General features: G+C 74.2%; 20 protein-coding genes. 10 read left to right on the forward strand and 10 right to left on the reverse strand.

Annotation, left to right across the window (positions count from 1 at the left end; genetic code table 11):
* Positions 1 to 300: 300 nt before the first annotated feature.
* The 3 genes from ACODR5_RS11850 to ACODR5_RS11860 all read left to right on the forward strand — a co-directional run bounded on the left by ACODR5_RS11850 (position 301) and on the right by ACODR5_RS11860 (position 5,025).
* Positions 301 to 615, forward strand: coding sequence for a WhiB family transcriptional regulator (locus tag ACODR5_RS11850; protein ID WP_449855322.1), 315 nt, complete (start codon positions 301 to 303; stop codon positions 613 to 615).
* A gap of 61 nt (positions 616 to 676) precedes the next feature.
* Positions 677 to 3,514, forward strand: a complete 2,838-nt coding sequence (locus ACODR5_RS11855; RefSeq protein WP_488983753.1) for a glycosyltransferase — start codon at positions 677 to 679, stop codon at positions 3,512 to 3,514.
* A complete protein-coding gene (locus ACODR5_RS11860; protein WP_488983754.1) occupies positions 3,511 to 5,025 on the forward strand; it encodes a DUF5719 family protein in 1,515 nt (504 codons plus the stop codon). The genes ACODR5_RS11855 and ACODR5_RS11860 overlap by 4 nt, the downstream gene beginning before the upstream one ends.
* On the opposite strand, the gene ACODR5_RS11865 is transcribed toward ACODR5_RS11860, so the two are convergent.
* Positions 5,022 to 5,459: a metallopeptidase family protein gene (locus ACODR5_RS11865; protein ID WP_488983755.1), complete on the reverse strand. Its 438-nt coding sequence runs from the start codon at positions 5,457 to 5,459 to the stop codon at positions 5,022 to 5,024. The genes ACODR5_RS11860 and ACODR5_RS11865 overlap by 4 nt on opposite strands.
* Before the next feature lie 63 nt (positions 5,460 to 5,522).
* Here ACODR5_RS11865 and ACODR5_RS11870 point away from each other — a divergent pair, with 63 nt between their 5' ends.
* On the forward strand, positions 5,523 to 5,723 hold the full coding sequence (locus tag ACODR5_RS11870; protein WP_449855127.1) for a DUF3499 family protein: 201 nt from the start codon (positions 5,523 to 5,525) through the stop codon (positions 5,721 to 5,723).
* Positions 5,724 to 5,760: 37 nt separating this feature from the next.
* On the opposite strand, the gene ACODR5_RS11875 is transcribed toward ACODR5_RS11870, so the two are convergent.
* A complete protein-coding gene (locus tag ACODR5_RS11875) occupies positions 5,761 to 6,579 on the reverse strand; it encodes an RDD family protein (RefSeq protein WP_488983756.1) in 819 nt (272 codons plus the stop codon).
* 16 nt (positions 6,580 to 6,595) lie between these two features.
* Between ACODR5_RS11875 and ACODR5_RS11880 the strand changes: the two genes are divergently transcribed.
* A complete protein-coding gene (locus ACODR5_RS11880) occupies positions 6,596 to 7,591 on the forward strand; it encodes a stage II sporulation protein M (RefSeq protein ID WP_488983757.1) in 996 nt (331 codons plus the stop codon).
* Between the two features lie 27 nt (positions 7,592 to 7,618).
* Here ACODR5_RS11880 and aqpZ read toward each other — a convergent pair whose 3' ends face one another.
* The 8 genes from aqpZ to ACODR5_RS11920 form a co-directional block, all read right to left on the reverse strand.
* Positions 7,619 to 8,407 (reverse strand): aquaporin Z, encoded by a 789-nt coding sequence (gene aqpZ, locus ACODR5_RS11885; RefSeq protein ID WP_488983758.1) that lies wholly within the window; start codon positions 8,405 to 8,407, stop codon positions 7,619 to 7,621.
* A gap of 270 nt (positions 8,408 to 8,677) precedes the next feature.
* Positions 8,678 to 10,180, reverse strand: coding sequence for a catalase (locus ACODR5_RS11890; RefSeq protein ID WP_488983759.1), 1,503 nt, complete (start codon positions 10,178 to 10,180; stop codon positions 8,678 to 8,680).
* Positions 10,173 to 10,616 carry a Fur family transcriptional regulator gene (locus ACODR5_RS11895; protein ID WP_488983760.1) on the reverse strand — a complete coding sequence of 148 codons (444 nt, stop codon included), beginning with the start codon at positions 10,614 to 10,616 and terminating at the stop codon, positions 10,173 to 10,175. Before ACODR5_RS11895 ends, ACODR5_RS11890 begins: the two co-directional genes overlap by 8 nt.
* A gap of 57 nt (positions 10,617 to 10,673) precedes the next feature.
* Entirely contained in the window at positions 10,674 to 11,984 is a 1,311-nt protein-coding gene (locus ACODR5_RS11900; RefSeq protein ID WP_488983761.1) for a DUF58 domain-containing protein, read from the reverse strand.
* Between the two features lie 3 nt (positions 11,985 to 11,987).
* Entirely contained in the window at positions 11,988 to 13,073 is a 1,086-nt protein-coding gene (locus tag ACODR5_RS11905) for an AAA family ATPase (protein ID WP_488983762.1), read from the reverse strand.
* Entirely contained in the window at positions 13,070 to 14,227 is a 1,158-nt protein-coding gene (locus ACODR5_RS11910) for a DUF4350 domain-containing protein (protein ID WP_488983763.1), read from the reverse strand. The genes ACODR5_RS11905 and ACODR5_RS11910 overlap by 4 nt, the downstream gene beginning before the upstream one ends.
* Positions 14,224 to 14,892, reverse strand: coding sequence for a DUF4129 domain-containing protein (locus tag ACODR5_RS11915; RefSeq protein ID WP_488983764.1), 669 nt, complete (start codon positions 14,890 to 14,892; stop codon positions 14,224 to 14,226). Before ACODR5_RS11915 ends, ACODR5_RS11910 begins: the two co-directional genes overlap by 4 nt.
* Positions 14,889 to 16,376, reverse strand: a complete 1,488-nt coding sequence (locus ACODR5_RS11920) for a DUF7847 domain-containing protein (RefSeq protein ID WP_488983765.1) — start codon at positions 16,374 to 16,376, stop codon at positions 14,889 to 14,891. Before ACODR5_RS11920 ends, ACODR5_RS11915 begins: the two co-directional genes overlap by 4 nt.
* A gap of 98 nt (positions 16,377 to 16,474) precedes the next feature.
* On the opposite strand from ACODR5_RS11920, the gene mtrA reads away from it, so the two are divergent.
* From mtrA to hpf, 5 genes are all read left to right on the forward strand, one after another.
* A complete protein-coding gene (gene mtrA / locus ACODR5_RS11925) occupies positions 16,475 to 17,155 on the forward strand; it encodes an MtrAB system response regulator MtrA (RefSeq protein WP_488983766.1) in 681 nt (226 codons plus the stop codon).
* Positions 17,156 to 17,180: 25 nt separating this feature from the next.
* Complete coding sequence (gene mtrB, locus ACODR5_RS11930; RefSeq protein WP_488983767.1) at positions 17,181 to 18,929, forward strand: MtrAB system histidine kinase MtrB; 1,749 nt, start codon at positions 17,181 to 17,183, stop codon at positions 18,927 to 18,929.
* On the forward strand, positions 18,926 to 20,656 hold the full coding sequence (locus ACODR5_RS11935) for an LpqB family beta-propeller domain-containing protein (RefSeq protein ID WP_488983768.1): 1,731 nt from the start codon (positions 18,926 to 18,928) through the stop codon (positions 20,654 to 20,656). Before mtrB ends, ACODR5_RS11935 begins: the two co-directional genes overlap by 4 nt.
* 109 nt (positions 20,657 to 20,765) lie before the next feature.
* The gene (locus ACODR5_RS11940) at positions 20,766 to 21,464 is read left to right on the forward strand and encodes a ComF family protein (protein ID WP_488983769.1); all 699 of its coding nucleotides are present in this window, start codon (positions 20,766 to 20,768) and stop codon (positions 21,462 to 21,464) included.
* A gap of 120 nt (positions 21,465 to 21,584) precedes the next feature.
* Positions 21,585 to 22,259, forward strand: a complete 675-nt coding sequence (gene hpf, locus ACODR5_RS11945; RefSeq protein WP_488983770.1) for a ribosome hibernation-promoting factor, HPF/YfiA family — start codon at positions 21,585 to 21,587, stop codon at positions 22,257 to 22,259.
* The last annotated feature ends 163 nt before the right edge of the window (positions 22,260 to 22,422 follow it).

The raw sequence follows: 22,422 nt of genomic DNA on the forward strand, positions 1-22,422 counted from the left end.
CATCGGTTGCTGAACGGAGCGGCCGGAGGCCGCGGAGATGAAGCGACCAGTGCAAACGTCATGGACTTGCTGTGGTCGCTTCAGCTTCGTTCGCTGGCGCTCACTTCGTTCAGCAACCGATGGGGGTTGCAAGCGGGTGGACGGGGTCGGGCGTGTCGGGGGGAGACACGCCGGTCGGGGCGACAAAACCCTCGATCTGACGTTCAGGGTTTACGATCTGCGACTTGACCTTCGCGAATGACACCGGTGTAATTAACGGCATCGGATCCGTCCGCGGGGCGGCGTCAAAGGGGGCAGGACATGGCTGAGTATCGTTCGGAGGTTCCGGGCAACTGGTTCGTCGACCCCGTCGATCTCGGCGTCCCCGGGGTGCGTCAGCCGACGGGCGACGACAACGCCCTCGCGTGGCAGTCCGACGCGCTGTGCGCGCAGACCGACCCCGAGGCGTTCTTCCCGGAGAAGGGCGGATCCACCCGCGACGCCAAGCGCATCTGCACCTCCTGCGAGGTGCGCGCCGAATGCCTCGAGTACGCGCTGCAGAACGACGAGCGCTTCGGCATCTGGGGCGGACTCTCCGAGCGCGAGCGCCGCAAGCTCAAGCGCCGCGCCAGCTGATCCTCCTCCCTCGCGCGTGGCTCCCCGGTGCGTCGCGCCGCGCGCTTAGGCTGACGAGGTCATGTCGGCCCCAGTACACGCCATCGTCGTCGCGCGAGCGACCCCCACGGCCGCCCTCGCCGCGGAGCGCCTGACCCGCACCCTCGAGGCGCTGGCCGCACAGACCCGCAGGGTCGACGCCGTCACGATCGTGACGTGCGGGCGCGCCCCCGAGCTCGACGCGGTCATCGCCCGCTCGCGCGCCGAGGGCGTCATCCACGCTCCGGAATCGGCCGGCTTCGCCGCGGCCGTCGCGCTCGCGCAGGTGCGTGCCCCCGCCGATCGCGCCCTGTGGCTGCTGGCCCAGGACACGACGCCGCGGCCCGATGCGCTCGCCGTGCTCGCGGGTGCCCTCGAGCGCGCCCCGTCCGTCGCCATCGCCGCCCCGAAGCTCGTCGACGCCGAGGACCCGGACCTCATCGTCTCCCTCGGCGTGAGCATGACGAGGTTCGGGCGCACGGTGCCGCTCGCGAACGGGGAGTACGACCAGGGCCAGCACGACGCCGACGACGATGTGCTGGGAGCCGACGTGCGCGGCGTGCTGCTGCGCGCCGACCTCCGCGCGCACCTGCTGCCCGATCCCGCGCTGGCGGGCGTGGACGAGGGCCTCGACATGGGGGTGCGCGCCCGCCTGGCCGGCCGTCGCGTCGCCCTCGCTCCGCGCGCCCGCGTGCTCGTCGTCGACGGCGGGGTGGCCGGCGCCCCGCGCGGCGCGGTGCGGCGCGCGTACGCCGTGCGGACGGCGCAGCTGCACCGCCGCCTCGCCTACGCGCCGGGGTTCGCCGTGCCCCTGCACTGGCTCTCGCTCCTGCCGCTCGCGCTGTGGCGCACGCTCGTGCTGCTCGTCGCCAAGACGCCCGCGCGCGTGCCCGCCGAGTGGGGCGCCGCGCTCACGGTGCTGGTGCGCCTGGGCGCCGTCGCGCGATCCCGCCGCCGGATCCGCGAGATCCGCCGGGGCGGGTGGGAGCAGATCGCGCCGCTGCGCGCGACCACGGCCCAGCTGCGGGAGCGGTACGACGACGCGGGAGCGGACGGGGCCGCCTACGGCGAGCTGGGCTTCTTCTCGGGCGGCGGAGCGTGGACCGTGCTGGGCGCCCTCGTCGTGAGCATCGCGGCGTTCACCTCGCTTCTCACGTGGCCCGGCATCGGCGGCGGCGCGCTGCTGCCGCTGCACGACACGCTCGCCGGGCTGTGGCAGGAGGCCGCGTACGGCATGCGCTCGCTCGGCCTCGACACGGTCTCGCCGGCCGATCCGTTCGCGTCGGTGGTCGCGCTGCTCGGCTCGCTGTGGCCGGTCGCGCCGTCGTACACGCTGCTGCTGCTGTGGCTGCTCGCGCTGCCGCTGGCCGTGCTCGGCGGCTGGTTCGCCGCCACGCGCGTCTCGGACCGCCCGGGCGTGCGCGCGGTCGTGGCGGTGCTGTGGGGCCTCGCGCCGCCGCTGCTCGCGGCGCTCGTCGACGGTCGCCCCGCGGCCGTCATCCTCCACCTCCTGCTGCCGTGGCTGCTCTTCACCGCCGCGGCGGCGCACCGGTCCTGGGCCGCGGCCGGCGGGGCGTCGCTGCTGCTGCTCGGCGTGCTCGCGTGCGCGCCGTCGCTCGCCCCGGCGCTCGTCGTGCTCTGGGCGCTCGCGCTCGTCCTCGCGATCGCCTTCCGCGCGCGCCGCGGGATCGCCAGGGTGGCGTGGATCGTCGTGCCGTCGGTCGTGTGGTTCGCCCCGGTGGTCGCCGCCCAGGTCGTGCGCGGCACGCCGTGGGGCGCGTTCGCCGATCCCGGCGCCCCGTGGACCGGGCCCGCTCAGGCGCCCCGCTGGCAGCTGGCCACCGGGATCCCGTGGGCCGACCCGGGCGGCTGGGCCGCGTTGATGCCGGGGGCGCCGGTGTGGTGGGTGCCGCTGCTCGTGGCGCCCGTCGGGCTGCTCGCCGTCGTCGCGCCCCTCACGGTGCGCTGGCGCGCCGGCACCGCGACCGTCGTGATCGCGCTCCTCGGCATCGCGACCGCCTTCGCGGCCTCGGGCGTGCAGGTGTCGTACGCGGCGGGCGAGCCCGTGCCGCTGTGGACGGGCTCCGCGCTGAGCCTCGCGTGGATCGGCGCGCTCGGCGCCGTGGGCGTCACGCTCGACACCGCCCCCGCCGCGCGGCCGCTGCGGGTCGGCGCCGGCCTGCTGGCCGCGGCCTGCGTGGCCGTGCTGGCGATCCCCGCGCTCACGGCCGTGCACCGCGACGCCGCGAGCGTCGCGAGCGGGCCGTCCTCCACGCTGCCCGCCTACGTGGGCGCGCAGGCGAGCAGCCAGCGCGACATCGGCACCCTCGTGCTCACCCCGCGCGGCGACGGATCGCTCGCCGCGAAGGTCGTGTGGGGCGGGAGCGAGACCCTCGGCGGGCAGTCGACGCTCGAGAGCACCGACGTGCGCGTGTCGGACGACGATCGCCGCCTCGCCGAGATCGCCGTCGACCTCGTCTCCAGCTCGGACGCGGCGGCCACCGAGGCGCTCGGGGCGGCGGGGCTGCGGTTCGTGCTGCTGGGCGGCGCGGGCGACGACGATGCCCTGCGGGCCGTGCGCCTGGGCGCCATCGCCTCCATCGACCAGCGCGCCGGCTTCGTGCGGGTGGGCGAGACGCCGCGCGGCGTGCTCTGGCGCCTCGACGCGGAGCCCGCCCCGCGCCCGCAGGCGTCGGCCGCCGAGGCGGCGCTGGCCGCGTCGACGCTCGCCGCGCAGGCCGCCGCGCTCATCGTGGCCCTGCTGCTCGCGGTGCCCACGCGCGCCACGCGCAGGGCGGCACGGGCGCTGCCCCGCGTCGTCGGCGGGGGCTACGAGGACGAGCGCGAGACCGCGCGTGCCGGGCGGACGGAGCCGAAGTGAACGACGAACCGCGCAACCCCCTCGTGCCGGACGCCACGCAGGCGGAGTTCGGCCAGCCGGAGCCGCTCGAGCCCGATCCCATCGAACCCGCGCCGCCCACCGCGCGCGTGGTGGACGAGCCGGCGCCGCCGCGACGGATGCGCCGGGCCTGGGGGCGCGGCGTCGCCGGGTTCGGCGTCTCGGCGGCCGCGGTGCTCGCCGTCGTCGCCGCGGCCTTCGCGCCGTGGCCCAGCCTGGGCGGCTCGGCCGCGTCGCTCGAGGTCACGCCCGCGCCGTCCGAGACGGTGCTGGCGTGCGAGGGGCCGGTGCTGGCCCTCGGTCGCGACGTGTCGGCCGCGACGTCCATCGGCGCGGCGCAGCCCGTGTCCGTCACGGCCGGCACCGCCTCGGGCGGGGAGCCGTCGTCCCAGCCGCTCGCCCATCCCGATGTCGCGGGCGAGGACGCTCCGCTCCGGTTCGCGCAGGCGCCCGACGGCCGATCCGTGGAGCGGATCGCGGCGGCCACCTCGGCGGCCGTCGACGAGGAGGACCTCGCGGGATTCGCGGCGTCCGCCTGCCGCGCGCCGCAGCTCGAGTCGTGGGTCGTCGGCGGCGACACGTCGGTGGGTCAGACCGACATCCTGCTGATCTCGAACCCCGGTGCGGCGAGCGCGACCGTGCAGCTCACCGTGTACGGCGCGATGGATCCCGTGGTGCCGCCGGGCTTCGAGGCGGTGCCGATCCCCGCGGGCACGCAGCGCGCGATTCCGCTCGCCGGCATCGCCGGCGGCGAGGCGGCCCCCGTCGTGCGGGTGACCGCCACGGGCGCGCCCGTGCGCGCCGCCCTCCAGTCCAGCCTGGTGCGCACGCTCGACCCCGTGGGCCTGGATCGGCAGGGCTCCGTCACGGCGGACGAGCGGCAGTCGTTCCCCGGCGTCGTCGTGACCGAGGCCGGCGCCGAGGCGGAGGGCGCGTCGACGGCCGTCGTGCGCGTGATGTCGCGGGGCGCCGGATCGGCCGTGATCACGGCGACGGCCGAGGGGCAGGACGAGACCGCCGTCGAGCCGGTGAGCGTGGCGCTCGAGGCCGACCGGCCGGTCGCCGTCGACCTCGGCGAGCTGCCGGCGGGGCGCTACGAGGTCACGGTGGCGGGCGACGGTCCGCTCGTCTCGGCCGTGTGGCAGGCCACGGGCTTCGGGCGCGACACCGACTTCGCGTGGCAGACGCCCTCGCCCGCGTTCGCCGACGCGACGCTCGTCGCCGTGCCGCCCGGTCCCGGCGCCCGGCTGCATGTGTCGAGCGTCGAGGACGCGACGGTCACCGTCACGGACGCGTCCGGCGGGTCCCGCGAGCTCGCGGTTCCCGGCGGGTCCTCGGCGTCTCTGCCGCTCGACGACGGCGGGGTGCACCTCGTCGATCCCGGCGGCGCGTCGGTCCACGCCGCGGTCGGCTACCTCGGCGAGGCCGCGCTGGCGACCGTCCCGGTGTGGCCGGACCCCGCGTCTCCCGCGCCGGTCACCGTCTATCCCTAGAACCGGAAGCGATCGGGCCCCAGGTCCCACGGGTCGCGGTCGAGGTAGTCGCCCGCGGCGCGGAACACGGCGCCCTCCACGATCATGCGACGGTGCAGGTCGTCGTTGCGGTGCAGCCGGCTGAAGCGCTCGATCGGCACGCGGTAGAGGGTGATCCGCCGCGCCTCGCGGTCGATCGTCCATCGCGGCACGCCGTCGTCGGAGGCGCCGGGCGGCATCCAGGCGATGAGGAAGTCGACGTCGCGCAGCTCGGGCCACGTGCCGCGCAGATACTCCACGGTCGAGCCGACCGTGAGGTCGAACCTCTCGGCGCGCGTGTCGATCTGGGGCAGCGGCGGGCGCAGGAGCTGGCTGCGTCCCGCGCGGCCGTGGCGCCCGTGGCGGGGTGCGCGTCCGCGCGGCACGGGCTTGCGCATCCGACCCCATATCGCCATGCCCCCAGCCTACGCGGCGTGGGTCACGGGGATCGCGCCGATCGCGGCGTACGCTCGAACGCGATGGAACGACTCTGCTCGAAGGTGGGCTGCGCCCGCGAGGCCGTGACGACGCTGACGTACGACTACGGCGACCAGATGGCCGCGCTGGGCCCGCTGGGCGCGACGCGCGACCCGCACGCGCACGATCTGTGCGCCATCCACACCGAGCGCATGTCGGTGCCGAAGGGCTGGACCGTCATCCGCCACGCGACGCTGGTCTGAGGCGCGTCGCGCCGACGGCAGGGCCGCCGCCGACGGATCAGCGGGTCAGCGACGCGACGCGCTCGGCCTGCAGGGTGAGCGCACGCAGCTCCCGCTCGCGCCGCACCGCGACCACGGCGTGGATGAGCGTCTCGGCGTCGACGGGCGGGATCGGCGCGACGAAGGGGCTCACCTCATCGGCGAGCTCCGCCGCGATCCGCGCGCGCGAGACCGGCACCATCTTCGCGGCGCCGGCGGCGAACTGGGTGAGGCGGCGGCCGAGGCGGTCGGGCACGCGCGCGACATCGGCGATCGCGGCCCAGCCCTCCATGCCGGGCGGCAGCCGGCGCTCGTCGGGCGGCAGCGACGGCGTGCGCGTGCGCTCGGCGTAGGTGCCGGCGACGAGGTCGCCCAGGCGCTGGGCGCGCGGCGTGAAGATGCCGACGATGAGCGCGATCGATCCGACCGTCATGTACACCTCGAGCACGCCGAGCAGCGCCCGGATGAACGCGTGGCGGAAGCCGATGGCCCCGCCGTCGTTGCGCACGATCCGGCCCCCGACGGCGAGCTTGCCGAGGCTGCGCCCGCGCGTGAGCGTCTCGATCGAGGCGGGCAGGATCACGAAGATCACCACCATCATCGCGATCGGCGCGATCCGCGCGGTCACCTCGTCGACGAGCCCGGCCTGGCCGAGCGCCCCGAGCAGCAGATAGCACGCGAGCAGCAGCAGGAAGGAGGCGACGATGTCGATCGCGGCCCCCGCCGCGCGCAGCAGCAGCCCGATCGGCTGCACGTCGAGCGCGACGGCCTCTCCGGTGAGGACCTCGTCGTGATCCACCTGCGGACGCAGGTGCGGGCGTGCCGATGCGGACGACATGCGTATAGTCAAGCACGTGGACCTCGACGCCCTCACTGCCGCCCGCCGCGAGGAGTGGCGCCGGCTCGATGAGCTCTCCCGCACGCGCGGCCTGCGCGGCACCGAGGTGGACGAGTTCGTCGCCCGCTATCAGTCGGCCTCCGCCGATCTCGCCGACATCAAGACGTCGGCGGGTCGCACGCCGCAGGGCGACCACGTCTCCACCATCCTGTCGCGCGCCCGGCTGCGCCTCACGGGTGCCCCCGACAACGTGCTGCGCCAGCTGCCGCGGTTCTTCCTGCTGCAGCTGCCGGCGGCGCTGTACCGCCTGCGCTGGACCGCGCTCGTCGTGACGTTCGCGTTCATCGGGATCGTGGCGCTCACCGGCGCGTGGATCGCCCAGGATCCCCGCCTCGTCGCGACCCTCGGCACGGAATGGCAGCTCGAGCAGTACGCCGAGGAGGACTTCGTCGCGTACTACAGCGAGCACAGCGAGGTCGCCTTCGGTGCGCTCGTGTGGACGAACAACGCCTGGATCGCGGTGCAGTGCGTGCTCTTCGGCATCACCGGCATCTGGCCCGTGTACGTGTTCGTGCAGAACGCCGTGGGGCTCGGCACCTCGGCGGCGATCATGTTCGCGTACGACCGCGGCGCCGACTTCGTGCTCTACATCCTTCCCCACGGCCAGCTGGAGATGACGAGCATCTTCGTCGCGTGCGCCGCGGGCCTGCACATGTTCTGGTCGTGGGTGGCGCCGGGCCGGCGCACCCGCATGGACGCCCTCGCCTCGGAGGGGCGCGCGCTCGCGACCGTCGCGGTCGGACTCGTGCTCTCGCTCGCCCTGTCGGGCGTCGTGGAGGGCTGGGTCACGCGGCAGGACTGGCCGTGGGCGATCAAGATCGGGATCGGCACGCTCGCGCTGGGGGTGTTCCTCTTCTACATGCTCGTGGTCGGCCGCCGGGCCGCCCGCGCGGGCGAGACGGGCGACCTCACGGAGTACGAGGCGGGCACGCCGCGCCTCGTCGCCGGCTGAGCGCGCCCGATCCCGCGCCCGCGGCCGTCACCGCTCGGTGTCGAACAGGGCCTTGTAGGCGAAGCCCGCGAGCATCGCTCCCACGATCGGGAACACGATGAACACCCACAGCTGCAGGAGCGCGTCGCCGCCGCCGTAGATCGCCGCGGCGATGGATCGCGCGGGGTTCACCGACGTGTTGTCGACGGGGATCGAGATGTAGTGGATGAGCGCCAGCGTGAGGCCGATGACGAGCCCCGCGAGCGGCGTGCCGCGGGTGGGGTGCGTGACGCCGAGGATGACGAGCACGAACAGGGCCGTCAGCACGAGCTCGACGATGATCGCCGCCATCATCCCGAACCCGGCGGGCGAGTTCTCGTCGAAGCCGTTGCTCGCGAACCCGCCCTCCTGCGCCTTGGTGAGCCAGCCGTCCGGCCCGAACAGCCCGATGAGCACGAGCAGCGTCGTGGCGACGACGCCGCCGATCACCTGGGCGATGATGTACCCGATCACGTCGCGCCACGGGAAGCGGCCGGCGGAGGCGAGGCCGAGGGTCACGGCGGGGTTGAAGTGGCCGCCGGAGATGGGGCCGAAGGCGTAGGCGCCGACGACCACCGTGAGGCCGAACGCGAGCGCGACGGCCGCGTACACGGTGCCGGTCGGGCCGCCCTCGAGGAAGAAGTTCGACGCGAACACCGCGGTGCCCACGCCGCCGAGCACGAGCAGCAGCGTGCCGAAGCCCTCGGCGACGAGCTTCGCGACGGTCGTGGGAGCCGGCGGGGGCGTGTGCGCCAGCTCCGTGGGCTCGATCGGCGATTCCGGATTCGGATCGGACATGGGATCTCCTTCGGGGAGGCCGGGACGGCTCTGCTCGCATCGTGTCAGCGGCGAGGCGCCGACGGCAAGAGCCGCGCCGAGAGGAGCGCTGGCGCCCGTCCGCCGCGGGCGGTAGACACGAGGGCAGGTGGATCGGCTGGATCGCCTTCGCCCTGCTCCTCGGCGACGTGCACTCCCTGAAGCAGCGCGAACCCGCCCCCGTTCCCCGAACCCGCCCCGGATGGGGCGCGGGCTCGAGGAATGAGGGCGGGTTCGGCGGAAGCGGGAGCCTCAGGCCGTGAGGGGCTCGGCCTCGTAGCCGATCGGGTCGGCCGAGGCGTCCTGGGCAGCCAGCTTGGCCTTGATGCCGGCGACGATCTTCTCGTCCACCTGGCCCCAGTACCAGAAGAAGCGCTCCTTGACGACGTCGACGGTCAGGCCGGAGTACTGCCCGGCGAGCGTCTCGTGGAAGCGGTCCTTCGCGCCCTCGTCGAAGACGTCGTTGTACAGCGTGCGGGCCTGGCCGAAGTCGTCGTCCTCGCTGTGCAGCGAGTACGCGCTGCGCACGAGCTCGCCGTCGGCCTCCCACGACGCCTCGACGGCGCGCTCGGGCTCGGCGTGCGGGGCGCCGAACGAGTTCGGCGCGTACACGGGCGTGCCGGCCGCGTTGAAGTGGTACGCCATGTTGCCCTGGTGCATGTAGTTGAATGCGGGCGCGGCGTGCGGCTGGTTGACCGGCAGCTGGTTGTAGTTCGTGCCGATGCGGTAGCGCTGCGCGTCGGGGTACGAGAACACGCGCGCCATGAGCATCTTGTCGGGCGAGATGCCGGTGCCCGGCACCTGGTTGCCCGGCGAGAACGCCGCCTGCTCGATCTCGGCGAAGAAGTTCTGCGGGTTGCGGTTGAGCGTGAACTCGCCGACCTTGATGAGCGGGTAGTCGGCGTGCGGCCACACCTTCGTCATGTCGAACGGGTTGAAGCGGTAGGTCTTCGCATCCTCGTAGGGCATGACCTGCACCTTGACCTCCCACGCGGGGAAGTCGCCGCCCTCGATCGCGTTGAAGAGGTCGCGGCGGTAGTAGTCCGCGTCCTCGCCCGCGATGCGCTCGGCGTCGGCGGCCGACATGTGCTCGACGCCCTGCTTCGAGATGAAGTGGTACTGCACCCAGAAGCGCTCGCCCGCGGCGTTCACCCACTGGTAGGTGTGCGAGCCGTAGCCGTTGAGGTGACGCCACGACTTCGACAGACCGCGGTCGCCCATGAGGTAGGTGACCTGGTGGGCCGACTCGGGGGACAGGGTCCAGAAGTCCCACTGCATGTCGGCGTTGCGCAGGCCGGAGGCGCCCGTGCGCTTCTGCGAGTGGATGAAGTCGGGGAACTTCATCGCGTCGCGCAGGAAGAAGACCGGCGTGTTGTTGCCGACGATGTCGAGGTTGCCCTCGGTCGTGTAGAAGCGCAGCGCGAAGCCGCGCACGTCGCGCCACGTGTCGGGCGATCCCTGCTCGCCGGCGACCGACGAGAAGCGCAGCAGCACCTCGGACTCGGCGCCGGGCTGGAACACCGCGGCGCGCGTGTACGCCGAGACGTCCTCCGTGACGGTGAAGGTGCCGAACGCGCCGCCGCCCTTCGCGTGCGGGTTGCGCTCCGGCACGCGCTCGCGGTTGAACGACGCCAGCTTCTCGACGAGGTAGCGGTCGTGCAGCGCGGTGACGCCGTCGGGACCGGTGGTGAGCGAGTACTGGTCGCTCGCGACCGGGGTTCCGGTCTGGGTGGTGGTGTACGAGATGTCAGCCATTGCCGTTCCTTTCGCATTCGGGACAGATGGCACGGAAGGTCACGCTCGCCTCGAGGACGCGCATGCCGTGATCGTGGGAGGGGTGCAGGCAGGGGGCTTCGCCGACGACGCACGGCACGTCCTCGACCTTGCCGCAGACCACGCACTGCAGATGGTGGTGGTTGTCGCTCCGGTCCAGCTCGTACAGCGCGCTGGGCGCGCCGGGCAGGCTCACGCGCTGGGCGATGCGTGCGTCGGTGAGGTCGTTGACGATGCCGTGCACGGTCTGCAGTGCGATGCCGGGGATCCGCTCGCCCACCGCCGCGTGCAGCTCGTCCACCGCGGCGTGCGGGCGCGACGCGAGGGCGTCGAGCACGGCCACGCGCTGCGCGGTGACGCGCAGGCCGGCGGCGCGGAGCGCATCCGCGGCGTCGGGGGGCGTGGCCGTCGGGTTCATCCCCTCGAGTATAGCTGTTTTGAATGATTCGCAAAAAAGAACGATGAGGGATTACGGCTAGAGCCGGCCGGCCTTCTTCAGCGCCAGGTAGCGGTCGGCCACGCGCGGCGGCAGCGACTCGGGGTCGTCGGCGAGGGCCTCGGCGCCCGCGCGCTCGATCGCGGCCGTGACGCGCGCCGCCGACGCGAGCGTCGCCTCGGCCGCGGCGGCGTGGTACAGGGCGTCGACGTCGCCGCGGGAGCGGGCCAGCTCGGCGAGTCCGCCGTCGGTGGCCGTGCCCACGAGCACGACCGTGCCCGCCTTCACGGTGCTCGGCAGCGTGCCCAGGAACCCGCGCGACGCGTCGGGCGACTCCTGGGCGGTGAGGATGACGAAGAGGTTGGGTTTGGCGTGCAGCGCGCGCACCTGCGCGAAGGCGGCGTCCCAGTCGGTGTCGATCAGCTGCGCCTCCACGGGCGCGAGCGCGTCGACCATCGCGGGCAGCAGACCAGGCCCGTCCACGCCGGTGACCCGGGCGCGCACGACGCGGTCGAAGGCCACGAGGTGCACGTGGTCGCCCGCGCGGTTCGCGAGCGCGGCGAGCAGCAGCGCCGCCTCGAACGACGCCTCCAGGCGCGTGCCGTCGTCGACGCGCGTCGCGGCCGTGCGGCCGGTGTCGATGAGGATGACGACGTGGCGGTCGCGCTCCGGGCGCCACGTGCGGAGCATGGTCGTGCCGGCGCGCGCGGTCGCGCGCCAGTCGATCGAGCGCACGTCGTCGCCGCGCACGTATTCGCGCAGCGAGTCGAACTCGGTGCCCTGGCCGCGCACCTGCACGCTCGTCGAGCCGTCGAGCTCGCGCAGCCGCGCGATGCGGCTCGGCAGGTGCCGGCGCGCCTTGAACGGCGGCAGCACGCGCACGGCACCCGGTGCGCTGATCCGCCGCTGCCGGCCGGCCACGCCGAGCGGCCCGCGCGTGCGCACGACGACGAACTCGCTGCGCAGCTCGCCGCGGCGGCGGGGCAGGAGCGGCACGCTCGCGGTGCGCGATTCGCCCGCCGGCACGTCGATCCGGAGGCGCTCGGCCGGCGCGCCGGCGGTGGGCTGCCAGGCGTCGCGCACGAGTCCGCGGATGCGCCGGTTCGACGGGTTGGCGAAGCGGATGCGCGTGGTCACGGGCTGGCCGAGCGACACGCGCGAGGTCGCGTCGCGCGACACCCGCAGCACGCGCGCGTCGGGAGCGGCCAGCACGTCGGCGAGCACGAGCGCCGCGCACAGCGTGAGCCAGGCGAGCGCGAGCAGCCACGGCGAGGCCCCCGTCGGGCTCAACAGCACGACGGGGACGATGCCGAGCGCGACGAGGATCGGCAGACGGCCGGAGACGTACATGGATCAGATCGGGACGCGCGTCTGCTGCAGCACGGAGTTCAGCACGGCGTCGACCGAGACGCCCTCGATCTCGGCGTCGGGGCGCAGCTGGATGCGGTGGCGCCACACGGGCACGAGCATGGCCTGCACGTGGTCGGGCGTGATGGCGGGGTAGCCGCCCAGCCAGGCCCACGCCTTCGCCGCCGCGAGCAGCGCCGTCGCCGCGCGGGGGCTCGCGCCCACCTGCACCGACGGGCTCTGGCGCGTGGCCCTGGCGAGGTCGACGATGTACGCGAGCACGTCGTCCGTCGCCGTGACGCCGGCCGCGGCGTCCTGCGCGGCGCGGATCTCCTCGGGCGTGACGACGGCGTGGACCTCCTCGAGCAGGCGCGGCGAGAAGCCGTCGGCGTGGCGGCGCAGCACGGCGACCTCGGCGTCGCGCTGCGGCACGTCGATGATCAGCTTGAGGAGGAAGCGGTCCAGCTGCGCCTCCGGCAGCGTGTACGTGCCCTCGTGTTCGATCGGGTTCTGCGTGGCGCAGACGAGGAACGGCTCGGGCAGCGCGCGCGTGACGCCGTCCGACGAGACCTGTCGCTCCTCCATCGCCTCCAGCAGCGCCGACTGCGTCTTCGGTGGCGTGCGGTTGATCTCGTCGGCGAGCAGGATGTTCGTGAACACCGGTCCCTCGCGGAACTCGAACTCGCCCGTCTTCGCGTCGTAGATGAGCGATCCGGAGACGTCGCCCGGCATGAGGTCGGGCGTGAACTGCACGCGCTTGGTGTCGAGGCCGAGCGCGCGGCTGAAGGTGCGAACCATGAGCGTCTTGGCGACTCCGGGCACGCCCTCGAGCAGCACGTGGCCGCGGGCGAGCAGCGCGATGAGCAGGCCCGTGACGGCGCCCTCCTGGCCGACGACCGCCTTGCCGACCTCGTCGCGCACGCGTGCGACCGCCTGGCGCAGGTCGGAACCGCCCGATCCGCCCGGCGCGGCCGATCCGCTCGTCGCCGGGGGAGCGGCCGGCAGCGGGGGCACGGGGCCGGCCGGCTGCGGCGGGATCACCGTGGCGCGCTCGGGCCCGGGGCCGGAGGCGGGAGGGTATGCGTCGGTCATGGGTGGTTCCTCTCGGAATCGATGGCCGTTTCCAGGTCTCGCAGGCGCTCGCCGAAGGCGACGAGCTCCGCGTCGGTCGCGGGCTGGGTGCGCAGGATCTCGGACACGTGCGCCGGCGGGGTGCCGAGCCGCGCGGCCACCGCGGCGGCGACGTCGTCGACGGGCGCGCGGCGGTTCAGGCCGACGCGCCGCGCCATGCGTGCGGCCGCGCCGCGGCGCAGCAGGTCGGCGGCGTGCCGGGGATCGCGCGCGTGCTGGTAGAGCCGGGCGCGGCCCTCCAGCGTCTCGCTGCCGCGCACCGTGACGGGCAGGTCCTCGGCCACGAGCGGGCCGAACCGCCTGCCCTGCCAGACCGCCGCCGCGATCGCGGTCGCGCCGAGCAGGATGATGACGGGCGTCACCCACGGCGGCGTGAGCGAGCCGAGCGTGTCGGGCGCGTTGCCCGGCGCGATGTCGGCCTCGCTCGGGAGGTACCAGACGACGTCCTCGTGCGCGCCGAGCAGGTTCAGGGCCAGGGCCGCGTTGCCGCCGTCGGCGAGGTGCTCGTTCGCGAAGACGGTGCCCGCGTCGAGAACGACGAGCTCGGTGCCGTCGAGGTCGGAGGCGAGGAGCCCGTAGCCGCCGGCGGTGCCCGGATAGCACGCGACGTCCGCGTCGCCGCGCGGGTAGAGGCGCCCGGGGGCGATCGCGCCGGCGCGCTCGGCCTCCGGCAGCTCGCAGGCTGGCGGGATCGGCTCGAGCGCGTTCCCGGCGAACTCGAACTCGCCGAAGAAGAGCTCGAGGTCGCGCGCGGAGGGCTCGATGAGCACCGTCCGCGCGGCGCGCCCGGCGATGTCCCGCAGCGCCCCGTCCTCGAGGTACCAGCTGGGCCCGATCACGAGTGTCTCGCCGCCGGTGAGGGCGCTCTCCGCGGCGGCGCGGGACTGGACGAGCTCGACCGCGACGCCCTGCTCCTCGAGGATCCGGGCGAGGGCGAGCGTGCCGGTGGGGGCCGCGCTCTCGGGGTCGTGCTCGCCCTTGGGGCGCCACTCCGGTCCGGTCACGAACGCGAGCGCGGTGCCGATCACCACGATCGCCGCGACGAGCGCCACCCACCCCCACACGCGGCGGCGGCGCGACGACGTGGGATCCGCGGGCGCCTCGATCGTCGTCATGCGCGCACCGGCTGCGCGTCCAGCGGATCGGCGAGGCGCGCGGGGCGTGTGCGCGCGATCTCGTCGTCGACGGCCGCGACGCCCTCGTACATCTGCGCGGTGCCCCGGCGGCGCAGGTAGCGCACGTCGTCGAAGGCGACGGCCCCGTCATGCAGCCGCTGCGCCTGCGCGGGGAAGAACGGCGCGGCGTTCGCGGCCAGCGCCTGCGCCGTGGTGCCCGGGAGCGCGTCGAGCACGTCGCGCTCCTCCATGCCGCGCGCGAGCGCCCGGTAGCGCTCGATCACGGCCTGGTCCCAGCGGCCGGCGGCCGCGTGCTCGGCGGCGGAGGCGCGCAGCTCGGCCGCGCTGCGGGTCTCGTCCTCGCCGAAGAGCACCGAGGACGAGGCGGCCCGCGCGCGGTGCGCGGAGCGGGGGCGCCCCCAGATGAGCAGCCCGAGCACCACCACGGCCGCGATCACGACGATGACCACCAGGGTCAGCAGGGGACTCCACTCGGCGCCGACGCCCACGCGCAACAGGTTCGCGAAGAACTCGCCGATCGCCTGGGCCATCCGGTCGATGAGCGTCGGCTCCGCGGCGTCGTACACCCGGTCGGCGAGCTCGCGCTCGGCCCATTCGCGCGCCTCGTCCGGGCCGGGCGTCACGGGGATCTGCAGGGGGCTCACGACGACGCGCGTCCTCCCTGCGGCGGCGCGCCGTCGCCCCACGGCGGCGTGAACGGAGCGTGCTGGTCGGGCGCGGGCGGCGGGGGCTGCTGACCGTACGGGGGCGCGGGGGAGGGCGGCGCCGGGGTCGCGCCCTGCGGCGCGGGCGGGTACACGGGCGGGTGCTGTCCGTACGGCTGCGAGCCGGAGGGCGGCGGGGCGTAAGCGGGCGCCGGGGCATAAGCGGGCGCCGGCTGCCCGTAGGGCGGAACGGGCTGGCCGTACGCGGGCTGCGGCTGGGGCTGACCCGGGTAGCCGCCCGGAGCCGGGTACCCGCCGGGTGCCGCGTAGCCGCCGGGTGCCGCGTAGCCGCCGGGAGCGGGGTAGCCGGGAGCGGGGTAGCCGGGAGCCGGGCCGTACGCCCCGGGCGCGTAGGTCGGGGCGGACGGGCGGGAGGGGGCGACGGCGCGGGGGTCGTACGCGTACGGGTCCTCGATCATCGAATCGCCCGCGTCGCGGCGCTCCACATAACGCTGCATCCGCAGGTCGATCCCCTCCTTGCGCATGCGCAGATCGAGGTACACGAGGGCCGACGCGGTCGCCTGCACGACGACGGCGATGGACTGGATGAGGAAGGTCACGACCTGCGCCAGCACGAGGCTCACGATCGACGCGACGACCGCCGAGGTCGCCTGGTCGCCGGTCGGCGCCAGCGTGGGCACGAGGAGGGATGTCAGCAGCGAGAACGGCATTCCGACGAGGGAGGCCGCGGTGCTCATGATGAGCGAGATCAGCACCATCACGCCGAACGTCGACCAGAACCTCCCGCGCGTGAGCGCCCAGGAGCGGCCGATCGCCCGGAAGATGCCCGCGCCCTCGAGGACGATGGCGGACGGGGTGACGTACAGCTTCGTCGAGATCCACGCGGCCAGGAACAGCGACGCGAGGAACGCGAGCAGGACGAGCAGGACCGCGACGACGACGCCGCTGTCGCCGAGGGACACGGCGAGGCCCGCGATCGCCGCGATCGCGATGACGATGGCGGCGACGACCGCCAGCATGACGAGCAGCTGGTACCCGAACAGCCGCCAGAAGGCGGGCTTCACGCGGCGCCAGATCATTCCCAGCGTCGCGCGCTCGCCCAGGGCCGCGTGCGACACCTCGCCGATCACGACGCCCTGCACGATGACGCCCAGGACGCCCAGGCCGACCGCGACGAGCAGAGACGTGACGACCGTGATGAGGGTGGCGCCGGCGCTGATGGCCGCCCTGTCCGCATAGTCCGCGGTCTCGAGCCGCGAGAACGCCAGGAACGAGACGCCGCCGATGAGGAGGAGGCCGACGAGGGTGGAGACGATCTGCACGACCATGGCGAAGCCCAGCAGCACCTTGGGGTTGCCGCGCAGCGCCGCGAACGACTTGCCCAGGATCGTTCCGAACCCCAGGGGCTGCAGCGGGATCAGACCGCCCCTGGGGGCCGGCGTCCACGTCGATGTCCCGCTCATGTCGCCCTCCCCGTCGACCAGATTCGATGCCCATCGTTCCACACTTCGCGAGGCGGCAGAGGGCTCGAACGCGCGGGGGCTTCGGATACGCTGATCGGGTGACAGCCCGCATCCTCGTGGTCGACGACGACACCGCTCTGGCCGAGATGATCGGCATCGTTCTGCGCACCGAGGGATTCGACACCGCGTTCTGCGCCGACGGCGCCCTGGCGGTCGACGCGTGGCGCGACGAGCGTCCCGATCTGGTGCTGCTCGATCTGATGCTGCCCGGCAAAGACGGGATCGAGATCTGCAGCGAGATCCGCCGCGAGTCGGGCGTGCCGATCATCATGCTCACGGCGCGATCCGACACCTCGGATGTCGTCAACGGCCTGGAGGCCGGCGCCGACGACTACATCGTCAAGCCGTTCAATCCCAAGGAGCTCGTCGCGCGGATCCGCACCCGCCTGCGCCCCGTCGCCCAGGCGGCCAGCGAGAACCTCCGCGTCGGCGACCTCACGATCGACGTGGCGGCGCACGAGGTGCGGCGCGGCGACGAGCTCATCTCGCTCACGCCGCTCGAGTTCGAGCTGCTCGTCGCGCTCGCATCGAAGCCCAACCAGGTGTTCTCGCGCGAGATGCTGCTCGAGCAGGTGTGGGGCTACCACTACAAGGCCGACACGCGGCTGGTGAACGTGCACGTGCAGCGGCTGCGCTCGAAGGTGGAGGTCGACCCGGACGACCCCAAGATCGTGATGACGGTGCGCGGCGTCGGATACCGCGCCGGCGCCGTCGTCTGAGCGGGCGGTCCCAGGTGGCCATCCCATGCCCGTGACCCCCCGCGCCGAGCCGGTCGCGGGGCCGGCGTCCGCGCCTCTCACCGGTCCGGCGGCGACCGCGGCGATCGGCGTCATCAGGGGGCCGCGCGCGTGGGCGTCGCTCGTCGGGCGGATGTGGGGCAGCTCGCTGCGCTTCCGCACGACGCTGGTCGCCGTGGCGGCGACGATGGTCGCGGTGACGATCGCCTGCGTGTGGATGGCGGCGCAGATCCAGGCCGACCTGTTCGAGTCGCGCCGCGACCAGGTGCTGCAGGACGCGAGCCGCGCCATCAGCGCCGCGCAGGATCAGCTGGACTCGTCCGGTCAGGTGGAGCGCGAGCGCTCGGCGCTGCAGGGCCTCATGACCCGCGCGCGCCAGACCCTGGTGGAGCAGTCGGGCACCTCGAGCGTGGCGTGGTTCCGGGTGGAGAGCACGCCGTCGCAGGTGGCGCCGCAGAACCAGGGCGCGCGCGATCTGCCCTCCGAGCTGATCTCGGCCGGCCTGCGCGAGCGCGTGGGCGCCTCGCCGGACGGGCAGTGGTGGCAGTCGGTCGAGCTGCGCGACGCGGACGGCCGCGCGGTGCCGGGCCTCGTCGTCGGGCAGCAGCTGAATCTGCCGGGCGTCGGCGCGTACGGCGTGTACTTCGGCTACGACCTGAGCGAGTCGGCCGAGACGCTCCTGTTCGTGCAGCGCACGCTGTGGATCGCGGGCATCGTGCTCGTGCTCATCATGGGCCTGGTCACGTGGCTCGTGCTGCGCTCGGTCGCCGAGCCGATCGTCGAGGTGGCCGACACGAGCCGTCGCCTCGCGGGCGGCGACCTCAAGGTGCGCATCGACGTGCGCGGCGACGACGAGATCGCCGTGCTCGGGCGCTCGTTCAACCAGATGGCCGACAGCATCGAGCGGCAGATCGGGGAGCTCGCGGAGCTCTCGCTCGTGCAGCAGCGATTCGTCTCCGACGTCTCGCACGAGCTGCGCACGCCGCTGACCACCATCCGGCTCGCGGCCGACATGCTCAACGACCGGCGCGACGCCTTCGACCCCGCCACCGCCAGGGCCGCCGAGCTCCTGCACCAGCAGGTGGCGCGCTTCGAGGAGCTGCTGACCGACCTGCTCGAGATCAGCCGGTACGACGCCGGGTCGGTCGAGCTCGCGCTGGAGGCCCGGTCGCTCGCGCAGCTGACCGAGGAGGTCGTCGAGTCGATGCGGCCGCTCGCGCAGCAGCACGGCACCGAGCTGCGCGTCGTCGCCCCCGGCGGGCATGGGGCCGTCGACATGGATCCGCGCCGCATCCGCCGCATCCTGCGCAACCTCATCGGCAACGCCATCGAGCACGGCGAGGGGCGCCCGATCGTCGTGACGGTCGACAGCGACGAGGACGCGGTGGCCGTGGGGGTGCGCGACTACGGGATGGGCATGTCGCCCGAGGCCAGCCAGCGCGTCTTCGACCGGTTCTGGCGGGCCGACCCGTCGCGGCGGCGGACGATCGGCGGCACGGGGCTGGGGCTGTCGATCGCGCTGGGCGACGCGAAGCTGCACGGCGGCATGCTCGAGGTGTGGTCGGCCGTCGGTCGCGGCACGAACTTCGTGCTCACGCTGCCCCGCACCCCGGGTGCGGAGCTGCTCTCGTCGCCCGTGCCGGTCGAGCCGCGCGACCAGGAGGCCACGCCGGAGCAGATCGTGGCGAGCGCGCGCCAGGCGGGGCCGCTCCACGGCACCGACGGCGCGGGCGACGACGGGGAGGACGCGCGATGAGGCGCAGGGGACGGATCGCGGCCGCGCTGCTCGCGCTCGCCGTGGCGCTGGCCGGGTGCTCGGGGCTGCCCACGAGCGGTCCGGTGAACCCCGGTCTCTCGGCCGACGAGGTCCCCGAGCACGACTTCCTCTATTACCCGGAGGGGCCGGCGCCGGCGGCCACCCCCGAGCAGATCGTGCAGGGCTTCGTGGAGGCGGCCACGAGCCCCGCGGGCGACTGGGCGACGGCGCGGGAGTTCCTCACCCCGGACTTCGCGGCCGAATGGGAGCCGGGATCGCACGTCGCGATCGACGCGACGAGTGCCCGCGAGTACGACGCGAGCGCGCTGGAGGCGGACGGGATCGTGTCGCTGCAGATCTCCCAGGTCGCCGCTGTCGACGCGCGCGGCGTGTACCGCACGGCCACGGAGCCGGAGCAGGAGCTGCGGTACGAGCTCGTGCAGCGCGACGACGGCGAGTGGCGGATCGCGCAGGCGCCGGCGGGGATCGTGCTCGACCGCGACTACTTCCCGAACGTCTACAGCGACTTCAGCCTCACGTTCTACGACCCGGCCCAGCGGTACCTCGTCCCCGACGTGCGCTGGTTCCCCGAGGCCTCGACGGGACCCACCCGGCTCGTCGCCGAGCTGCTGCGCGGCCCCAGCGCCGCGCTCGAGGGCGCCGTGACGACGGCCTTCCCGTCGGGCGCGCAGCTGCCGGATGCCACCGTGATCGCGCTCGACGACTCGGGCGTCGCCGACATCGCGCTGCGCGGCATCGCCGCCGACGTCGACGGATCCATCGTCTCGCGTATGCGGGCGCAGGCGACCGCGACGCTTTCGAGCCTCGGCGCCCAGGGCGTGCGGCTGAGGGTGGGCGGCATCGAGCTGTCGGCCGAGGAGTACGACCCGCTGCCGACGGGGCCCGATTCGCGCGCCCTCGTGCTCGGGGGAGAGGCATACGACGACGCCTTCGGCTTCCTCGAGAACGGGGAGATCAGGGGCATCGACGGGCTCTCGGAGGCCGTTCGGTCGTCGGCGGCGCCCGCGCCGGAGACGATCAGCGTGGCCCCGGATCGGGAGTCTGCGATCCTGCTCGGGACCAACGGCGCCGTCGTGCGGGTGGGGTCCGACGGCTCCGTGCTGCTGCTCGACGACCGCGAAGACCTGCTGGAGCCCGCGCTCGACCCCGACGGCTACACGTGGACGCTGCCCGACCACGACCCCGACCAGCTCACCGCGATCGGTCCCGACGGCACCGCGGTGCTGCAGACGGCGATCCCGCAGAGCGAGGAACTGGCGATCGCCACGGTCGAGTCGATCGCGGTGTCGCGCGATGGCACGCGCCTCGCGGCGCTCGTGACCGAGCCCGGAGGGGCGGCATGGGCGGTGGTGGCGCCCGTGGCGCGCGACGGCGACGGCGTGCCGACCGGCGTCGGCACCGCGACGGTGCTCGCGGCCCTCGACGGCCCCGGCATCGACGTGGAGTGGCTCGACGACTCGAGCATCGGCGTGGTGGCGCGCGACGGCACCGAGATCGAGATCCTCGAGCAGCGGATCGGCGGCCCCGGCACCCGCATGTCTGCCCCCGCCGACGCCATCGGGATCGCCGCGGGCACCCAGGACTCGTCGATGCGGCTGATCGACAGCACCGGCGGGCTGCACGTGCGCCGCGGCTCGGCGTGGGTCAAGGTCGCCGACGGCATCGCGGTGCTCGCCACGGACGTCGGAGCGCCGCGGTCGGAGTGACCGCGGCGGCACCGGCGCCGGCTCGCTCACAGGCCCTGCCGGGGCCCCGTCCCTCCACGGGCCGGCCGGAGAGGAACCCCGGAATCGCGTCGGCGGGCACGCTGGCATCATGCCGCCGCCGTCCGCCTCCCGATCCGCGCCCGCCTTCCGACCCGCCTTCGCCGTCCGATCCGCGCTGGACGAGGCCGCCGCGCTCGTGCTTCCGGTGTGGTGCGCGGGGTGCGAGGCTCCTGGCGTCGCGCTCTGCGAGCCGTGCCGTGCGCGACTGCAGCCGGCCGTCACGCGCAGGGTGCTGCCGGACGGCACCCCGGTGCACGCCGCCCTGGCCTACGAGGGCACGGCGGCGCACGTGATCGGCGCGCTGAAGGAGCGCGGGCGCACGGGCCTCGCGGCGGCGCTCGCCCCGGCCATGCGGGCCGCGCTCGCCGCGGTGGCCGGGCCGGCCACGGGGCGCGTCGTCGCCGTCGCCGCGCCGACCTCGCGCGCCGCCTTCCGCCGGCGCGGGTACCGCGTGCCGGAGCTGCTCGCACGGCGGGCGGGGGTGCCTGTGGTGCGGGGGCTCGCCTGGTCACGGCGCGTGGCGGACCAGCGGGAGCTCGGGCGCGACGACCGGCTGCGCAACGTGGCCGGCGCGATGCGGGCCCAGGTGCGCCGGCTGGACGACGCACGCGTCGTGCTCGTCGACGACGTCGTCACCACGGGGGCGACACTCATGGAGGCGCGGAGGGCACTCAATGCGGCGGGCATCCCCGTGGCGGGTGCCGCGGTGCTTGCCGCGGCACAGCGGGGGCGCGGCGCATCCATATGAAACGCGCCGGATCTGGGTGGTGACATCGCGCCGGGCCGGGGCTACCGTGGGGGCACCAGACGACGGGAAGTCGTTCGAGAGGGGCTCGGCCCAGGGGCCGGGCCGGACAGGGAGGCTCAGATGGACATCAACATCTCGGGAGTCGGCGTGAGCATCAGCGACCGCTTCCGGACGGTGGTCGAGGAGAAGTCCGAGCGCATCGCGAACATCGCCCCGAGGGCGCTGACCCTCGACGTCAAGATCACCCACGACGTGCACCGCAGCCGGGTCGAGGAGGAGAAGGTCGAGCTCACCCTCACGGGCAAGACGGCCACGGCCAGGGCGGAGGCGCGCGACGGCGACAAGTTCGTCGCCCTCGACCAGGCGCTCGACAAGCTCGTCGAGCAGGTGCGCCGCGCCAAGGACAAGAGGGTCACCGGCCGCGCCCGCCCGAAGGGCGCGCACTTCGAGAAGAACTCGGGGTCCCTCGCGGGGCTCGACGTCGAGCCCGTGCCCGCCCACCCCGTGCCCGCCGACGTGCTGCATGCCGTCACGACGGGCGAGATCCCCGTCGTCGAGGAGGAGAGCGAGCAGGACTACTCGCCGGTGGTCATCCGCACGAAGCACTTCGAGGCCGAGTGGATGACGGTCGAGGAGGCCGTGGACCGCATGGAGCTGGTCGGCCACGACTTCTTCCTGTTCATCGACGCGCGCACCGATCACCCCAGCGTCGTCTACCGCCGCCGCGGCTGGGACTACGGCGTCATCTCCCTCACGACGCAGGCGCCGCCGGAGGAGCAGCGCCTCGCGTCCTGACCCGACGCATCCAGGCCCGGGGCCCCGGACGCTAGCGCTGACTGACCCAGTCACCCGTCCGGGGCTCCGCCCCGTCGCCCGAGTCACGGTGGTCGCTTCATCTCCGGCCGCTGGCGCGGCCTCCGTTCAGCAACCGATGGGTGGGACCCGCGGTTCCCCCTCG

This window comes from Microbacterium sp. FG3, from assembly GCF_057809335.1.